Below are 7,698 nucleotides of genomic sequence, written 5' to 3'. Positions count from 1 at the left end.
AGATAATTCCGAGTCGCCAGGTTTTACGACTGCTGCGCAGCCGATCGCAGGCAAGCCAGCTCCTACGGCCTACGGCCAGAATCAAAAACCTCAACCGCACTGCGATCCGCTTCTGCCGAAGGCGTGGGAGTTGGCTTGCCTACGATCTGCCGCGAAGCGGCAGCAACTCCTGTGTAGGCGGTAGGTCAGATAATTCCGAGTCGCCAGGTTTTACGACTGCTGCGCAGCCGATCGCAGGCAAGCCAGCTCCTACGGCCTACGGCCAGAATCAAAAACCTCAACCGCGCCGCGATCCGCTTCTGCCGAAGGCGTGGGAGTTGGCTTGCCTACGATCTGCCGCGAAGCCGCAGCAACTCCTGTGTAGGCGGTAGGTCAGATAATTCCGAGTCGCCAGGTTTTACGACTGCTGCGCAGCCGATCGCAGGCAAGCCAGCTCCTACGGCCTACGGCCAGAATCAAAAACCTCAACCGCACTGCGATCCGCTTCTGCCAAAGGCGTGGGAGTTGGCTTGCCTACGATCTGGCGCGCAGCGGCAGCGAAACCTGCGCATGCGGTATTGAGACTTTTATATCTTTTTAATCTTACGGAAGCCGCAGATCACACCTTTCGGACTGCCTTACAGCAAATGGGGAACCGCGCGTAATGAATATTTCCTTATAAATAAATTACTTACTTCCCCTTGCCCCATAACAGTTTTCCGTATCCCCTCGCCAAAATCCGGCAACAATCCGACGCCAAACATTGAGCGCGCGCGGGTCATTGACACTCAAAAACTTCCCGCCTAGCGTAAGGCCAGTGATCGTTTTCTCCTGCCTGGATCACTGCCGCTGCACTTCAACAAGACCGGACGTATCCAGCCTTTTCAGTCCTGCGCTTTCACAGAACAAATCCTGTACATCGCCACGTTCGGCGACGCTTTCGTATGCCTGGGTTCAGCTGTCGTCTACCTGACGCGTTCACGCGGCCTGCGCCCGTGGCTGCGAAATGATTTCTGCATGCTTGGCCTTGAGGTACTGGAATGACCAATTTATCGATCGAGCCGATCTCGATGACGTCCGGGGTGCCTGCCAGGCCGCGATTTTTCACGCTGTCGCTGCTGCCCCGGCTGGTGGGGTTCAGCGTGTTGTTCTTCATCGTCTGGCTGCTGTTTTCCACCCTGTTCCTGCCGCTGCTGTCCTCGTCCGCCACCCGGGCGATTCTGAATGCGCCGGTGATTCTGCTGACCACGCCCATCGACGGCGTTGTCAGTGCGCTGTCGATCAAGCCCGGCGAGGCGTTCGCCAAGGGGCAGACCATCGCCACGATCGAAAACCCACGGGCCAATCAGGAAACCCTGCTCACCTTACAGACCCGTCGCCTGACGCTGGAGCAACAATTGGCCTCGCTGAAAAGCCAGGCCGAACACGATCAGCAGTTCTACGACGCACTCGACAAAACCAGCCAGCAATACCAGACCGCCTACCACACGCGGCAGCTGTACGCGCAACGGGCGCTGCGGGCGGAAAGCGTGGCGGCCGACGCCCGTTTGCAGGATGCCCAAGCCACGTTGATGCGCAATCAGGAGCTGTTTCGTCAGGGTGCGGTGAGTGAAGCGGCGGTGGCCTCTTCCAAGGCGCAACTGGCGTCGCTGCAAGGGGCAGCCGAATCGATTCGCTCGCAGCTGCGCATCAACAGTGGCGACGTGTCGGCGGCCAGCGAACAGGTGTACCTCGACCCTGATCAACTGCGCATGTTCGACCTGCAAGCGCAGATGACGACGCTGCAACTGAGCCTGGCGAATCAGGCGAAGAACCGCGCCACGCAACAGGAAGAGCTGGACAACCTCAATCAACTGATCGAGACCGAGCAGAACCGGGTCAGGTTGATGGCGGCGTACAACGTGGTGGCCTACGCCCCCGGCACGGTTCAGGAACTGGTCGCCCCGGAAGGCACGTTGGTGCGCGCCGGTGCCACGCTGGTGCGGGCCACCCATTGCAATCAGAGCAACGTGATTGCGGTGTTCCCGGAGCGCATGGCCAGCAAAATCAACCGGGACACGGTGCTGATCGTGGATGTCGCAGGGCTGAATCAGCCGCTCAGGGCGCATGTCGTGCAGCTGCTGTCGAAACCCAGCGACACCCTTTCCGCCAATTACAGCGTGCCCTTCCCGTTCGCCGAGCAAAACGCTGTGTACGTGGTCGGCGCGTTCGATGACAACCTCTCGGAAAACGAACGCGCGCGGACCTGTAATCCGGGCAATTGGGTGACGGCCAAGGTGTCAGGATGAAACGCCTCGGGCTGGCCGGTTGCAGCGTGTGGCTGCTGACGCTGTTCAGCGTTCCGGTGATGGCCGATCAAAGCCGTCCGCAACTGGAACGGTTAACGTGCGCGGCGCTCGACCGTGCCGTGTTGTCCCTCGCCGACGGCCCCGTTTTGCTGGCGAGCTACCCCGCCTTCGAAGGCCATCCTCCCGCGATCATTGCCCTGCGCGGCGTGGCGTTCACTTACGACAACGCGCTGGCGAGCATCGCGCTGTTCGGCTGTGGCAAACCGCAATCGGCGGAGCGTATCGCTGACGCGCTGACGTACGCGGTGGACAACGACCCCGACTATCACGACGGCCGTCTGCGCAACGCCTACGCTGCCGGCTCCGTGAAAACCAGCGGGCCGATTCTGCTGCCCGGTTATTGGAGCCAGGAGCGCAACGCCTGGAATCAGGACGCGTATCAGGTCAGCAGTGCGACCGGCAATCAGGCGTGGGCCGTGCTCGCGCTGCTCGAAGCCTTTCGTCAGACCCAGACACCGCGTTATCTACAGGCCGCCGAAAAAATCCTGCTCTGGACCCAGCGCAACACTTACGACAGCCAGGCCCCGGCAGGCTTCATCGGCGGCTTTTACGGCTACCCGCCGAACCCGGTCCGTCAGGGCTGGAAATCCACCGAACACAACATTGATCTGGCCGCCGCATGGGACGCGCTGAACCGCATCAAGGTCAGCGCCGACAGCGCCACCCAAGCCAGGATCGCCCGGGATTTCGTCGACCGCCAATGGCTCGCCCAGGAAGGACGGTTTCTGATCGGCACCCTCCCCGACGGCCGCACCGCCGAGCATCAGCGCTCGGGGCTGGACGCGCAGATCTGGCCATTGATTGCCGTTCGCCAGCCGCCCGCCGACTGGTCGCGGGTGTTCGGGTTCGTCGACCAGGCCCACCGGTTTGGCGAAGGTTACGGCTTCAGTCGCGACCCCGATGGTCTGTGGACCGAGGGCACCGCGCAGGCCGCAGCGGTCGCGCACCTCACCGGCGCGGCCGACAAGGCCCGCGCATTGTGGCCGGTGCTGATGGCGCAGCAGTCGGCGGATGGATGGCTGTTCGCGACCCCGCAGGATCAGATCAGCACTGGGCTGGCCATCGGCCCGGACTCTACGAGCAACGACTTTTTCTACTACCACCTGCCCCATCTGGGCGCCACGGCCTGGGCGGCGATTGCGGCCAGCGGCGTCAACCCGTTCACCGGCGCACAGGAGGCCAACTGACATGCACGCACTCGATGCCTTGCAACTCTGGCAGTTGAACCTCGGCACGCTGGCGATGGTGGTGCTGTTCGCGGCGCTGACCCACCGCAACCAGTGGTGGGCGCGGGCCGCGTTCGGGCTGGTGACCGGCCTGCTGCTGATCAACTACGTAATCTGGCGATTCCGCGCCACCCTGCCCGACGTTCACTCAGGGTTCGCAGCGCTGTGGTCCTACACCTTTCTGTTCTTCGAAATGCTGGCGATCACCTACACGCTGGTGTCCATTGTCGTGATGCTGGTGCGCACCGATCACACGACCAAAGCGGACGCTGGAGAAGATCGCCTGCGGAGTGCCGGCCCCCATGTGCCCGCAGTGGATGTGTTCATTTGCACGTACAACGAAGGGCTGGACGTGCTGGAAAAAACCATCATCGCGGCGCAAGCGATGGACTACCCCAATTTCAATGTCTGGGTGCTGGACGATACCCGTCGAGACTGGCTGCGCGACTACTGCGCGGAGAGAGGCGTGTATTACGCTCGCCGCGACAACAACGACCACGCCAAGGCGGGCAACCTGAACAACGGCTTGCAACAGTCCGAAGCCTCGACCAACGCGCCGTACATTCTGGTGCTGGACGCGGACTTCGCGCCGCAACAGCCGATCCTGATGCGCACGCTCGGATTGTTCGAGGACCCGAAAGTCGCGCTGGTGCAGACCCCGCAGTTCTATTACAACCCCGACCCGATCCAGCACAACCTGGGCTCGTCGACCTGTTGGGTGGACGAGCAACGGGTGTTCTTCGACGTGTTCCAACCGGCGAAGGATGGGTGGGACGCGGCGTTTTGTGTTGGCACGTCCTTCGTGGTGCGGCGCGATCGGATCAATGAAATTGGCGGCTTTCCTACAGGCTCTGTCTGCGAAGACATCTACACCACCTATCGCCTGTTGCAGCGCGGCTACATCACCCGCTGGCTGAACGAGCGGCTGTCCATCGGCCTGTCAGCGGAAGGGTTGACCGAGTACATCAACCAGCGGGGCCGCTGGTGCCTGGGCACGATTCAGGTGGCGCTGCTGCCCGACGGCCCGTTGCGCGGGCGCGGCTACACGCTCAACGACCGACTGCATTACGTCCATGGTCTGCTGCACTGGTTCTCCAAGCCGTTCATTTTGATGATGCTGGTTTCACCGCTGCTCTACTGGTATTTCGGCATTGCCGGGTTCTACGCGAAGCCGATGGATTTCCTGGCATTCGGCATGCCTGCGCTGATTGCTTTCTGGGGCTACGGGACGTGGGTCACCGACCGGCGCACACTGCCGATTTTCACCGAGGTGACGCAGATCGTGGCCTCGCTGGCGGTGACAGCCACCTTGCTCAGCGCGTTGATTCGCCCGTTCGGACGACCCTTCAAGGTCACGGCCAAGGGGTTGGACCGCTCGCAGACGATGGTCCACTGGAAGCTCTTCGGGTTCTTTTTCTTCCTCACGCTGTTTGCGCAGATCGGCGCGTTCACGGCCATCGCCACGGCGGACACCTTCGACGGCAACGTGCAGTTCAACCTGTGCTGGACGGTGGTGGCGCTGGTGTACAACGTCGCCACGCTGGTGGCCTGTGTCGATCGCCCGAGGCTACATGGCGAAGAGCGTTTCCCGTTTCTCAAGCCCGCCGGGCTGCACTTGAGCGGCCGGATGTTTGCCGGACGCTTGACCGACATTTCCCTAAGCGGCGCGTCTTTCGCCTGTGAATTTTCGGCGCTGATCAGGCCGGGACTGCGGGGCACGGTGTGGGTGAACAAGGTGGGCCGGGTGCCGGTGGAGGTCAAACGCCAGACCGGAGATGGGCGGCTGGGTTTGCAGTTCGTCGATCTGGACGAACCCTTGCGGCAGCGTTTGATTGGCCGGTTGTTCAGTGACGCCAACACCAACGTCGCGGGCCGGGCGAAACCGGGGATCGCCTTCAGCAGCTTGCTGCGGCGTTCGTTGATTGGTGAGAAGCGCCCGCACTTGCTCTCGTATGCCCGTCGCGCACGTCAGCAGCGGGCCGAGCGTCGGCGGCGCCCGATGCCCGGTTTCAAGACCGTCAACCTGCGCCTGCCGGAAGGGCCAGCGCCCAGGGTGTCGGCAACGCGTGGGGAGTTCTGGACATTGCTGCTGGCGCCGTTGCGGGCGCTGTTCGGGATGCGGTTGTAAGGAGCGTCCGGCGACCGCTCTCCACTGGGCCTTCCTTTCGGTCGACTGCACTGCTGCAAACGCGCTTCCCACTGTGGGAGCGAATTCATTCGCGATGCGTCGGTACAGGCGATGGAGATGTGTCGAATGTACCGGCCATTCGCGAATGAATTCGCTCCCACCGTTGAAGCCGAGTCAGGCCTGATGTTTCGCCGTGAGACCGGACCTCGGGGGAATCTGCGCAACACCAAAAATCCCGTCGCCTTTTGAGATTGCAGGTCAAGCCATGTTAACGAGAGCACGCCGATGAACAGCCCACTACGCCTCGCTTTGCTCACCCTTCTGCTCCTGACCGGCTGCTCGCTGGAGCCGACTTACCAGCGCCCCGACCCGCCCATCGATCAGCAATGGCCGAGCAACACGCAAGCGCCGGGCATGAATGATTCGAAGCTGGCCTTTCAGCAGGACTGGCGAACGTTCATCACCGACCCGCGCTTGCGTCAGGTGATCGATCTGGCCTTGTCGAACAACCGTGGCCTGCGTCAGTACGCGGCATCGGTGGCGGAATCCCGCGCCGAATCCGACGGTGCCCACGCTGCGCTGTTCCCCTCAATCGGTCTCAACACCTACGCAGGACGCAGCAAAATCCCACCCTTGGTGCGGACGCAAGGCGGCGGGGTGAGCTCGGGCAGCACAGACAACACCTTTCAGGCCACAGCCGGTTTCACGTCCTATGAGCTGGACCTGTTCGGCCGCCTGCGCAGCCAACGCAACGCCGCTGACGCGCGCTTCGAAGCCACCGAGGCGGATTACCAGACCGCCCGTTTGGGGCTCATCGGCGAAGTCGCCAGCACGTGGTTGAGCCTGAAAGCCAATCAGACGCTGCTCAATCTGGCCCAGTCCACCTTCGATTCCCAGCAGCATTACGGCGAGCTGTTGCGCAGCAGTTTCAACGCGGGTTCCACGGCACGCATCGACGTGCATCAGGGTGACGCGATGACCAACACCGCCGCCGTGCAGGTCAACACGTATCGCATGAAGGTCGCGCAAAACCTCAACGCCTTGCGCGTGCTGGTCGGTCAGCCCGTGCCCGATCAACTGCTGCCGGAGGGCGATCTGGGCGAGACGCTGGCCACCGCCGATGTGCCTGCGGGCTTGCCGTCGAGTCTGATCCAGCGCCGTCCCGACATTCTGTCTGCGGAGGCGTTGTTACGGGCGTCCAACGCGGACATTGGCGCGGCGCGCAGTGCCTATTTCCCGACCCTCTCGTTGACCGGCGCGTTGGGCAGCCTGAGTGGTGACTTCTCGAAACTGCTCACTGGCCCCGCCGAGTTCTGGCAACTGGCGGCGGCCGGGTCGATGACATTGATCGATGGCGGTCAGCGGCGGGCGCTGGTCGATGCCAGCCATGCGCGGTATGACGCCAATACGGCGGCCTACGAAGGGACGGTGCAGAACGCGTTTCGGGAGGCGGCGGATGCCCTGAATGCGCGCCAGGAAATGCTCGCGCAAGTCGCGGCGCAGCAGCGGCTGGTAAAGGATTATCAGGAAGCGTGGCGCCAGTCGCGGTTGCGTTTCGAGGCGGGGCTGGACAGCTATTTTTCGACCATGGACGCGCAACGCTCACTGTTCGCCGCCCAACAGGAATACCTGACGCTGGAACTGGCGCGGGAGGTCAATCAAGTGAATCTGTACAAGGCGCTGGGCGGCGGGTGGACGCCGCCGAAGCTCAATGTGGCGGAGGTGAAGTGACGTTTATCAACTTTCCACGATCTGCGGCTGCTGAAGGCATGGGGGTGGCAACACCGGATTGATTTTTGATTCTGGCCAAAGGCCGTGGGAGTTGGCTTGCCTACGATCTGGCGCGAAGCGGCAGCAAGGCCAGGTACCTCGGTTGTGTCAGGCATACCGTGTGCACAGGGTTTGCTGCCAGTGCCCGGCAGATCGTAGGCAAGCCAACTCCCACGGCCTGCGGCCAGAATCAAAAATATTGATCGCGCCGCAATTTGCTTCTGCCGGAGGCATGGGAGTACCGGGG

4 protein-coding genes are annotated in these 7,698 nt (G+C 62.3%); all 4 read left to right on the top strand.

Annotated features, from left to right (window positions below; translation table 11 throughout):
* The first annotated feature begins 1,019 nt into the window (after nt 1–1,019).
* On the top strand, nt 1,020–2,267 hold the full coding sequence (locus ACIQAL_RS02925; protein ID WP_401142170.1) for an HlyD family secretion protein: 1,248 nt from the start codon (nt 1,020–1,022) through the stop codon (nt 2,265–2,267).
* Nucleotides 2,264–3,514: a hypothetical protein gene (locus tag ACIQAL_RS02920; protein ID WP_401142167.1), complete on the top strand. Its 1,251-nt coding sequence runs from the start codon at nt 2,264–2,266 to the stop codon at nt 3,512–3,514. Before ACIQAL_RS02925 ends, ACIQAL_RS02920 begins: the two co-directional genes overlap by 4 nt.
* Before the next feature lies 1 nt (nt 3,515).
* Nucleotides 3,516–5,681 (top strand): glycosyltransferase family 2 protein, encoded by a 2,166-nt coding sequence (locus ACIQAL_RS02915; RefSeq protein ID WP_401142164.1) that lies wholly within the window; start codon nt 3,516–3,518, stop codon nt 5,679–5,681.
* A 285-nt stretch (nt 5,682–5,966) separates the two neighbouring features.
* The gene (locus tag ACIQAL_RS02910) at nt 5,967–7,412 is read left to right on the top strand and encodes an efflux transporter outer membrane subunit (protein ID WP_401142162.1); all 1,446 of its coding nucleotides are present in this window, start codon (nt 5,967–5,969) and stop codon (nt 7,410–7,412) included.
* The last annotated feature ends 286 nt before the right edge of the window (nt 7,413–7,698 follow it).

The sequence above is a fragment of the Pseudomonas sp. NPDC088368 genome (assembly GCF_044753445.1).
GTDB classification, from domain to species: Bacteria; Pseudomonadota; Gammaproteobacteria; order Pseudomonadales; family Pseudomonadaceae; genus Aquipseudomonas; species Aquipseudomonas bambusae.
This window is presented reverse-complemented; position numbering and strand designations above follow the sequence as displayed.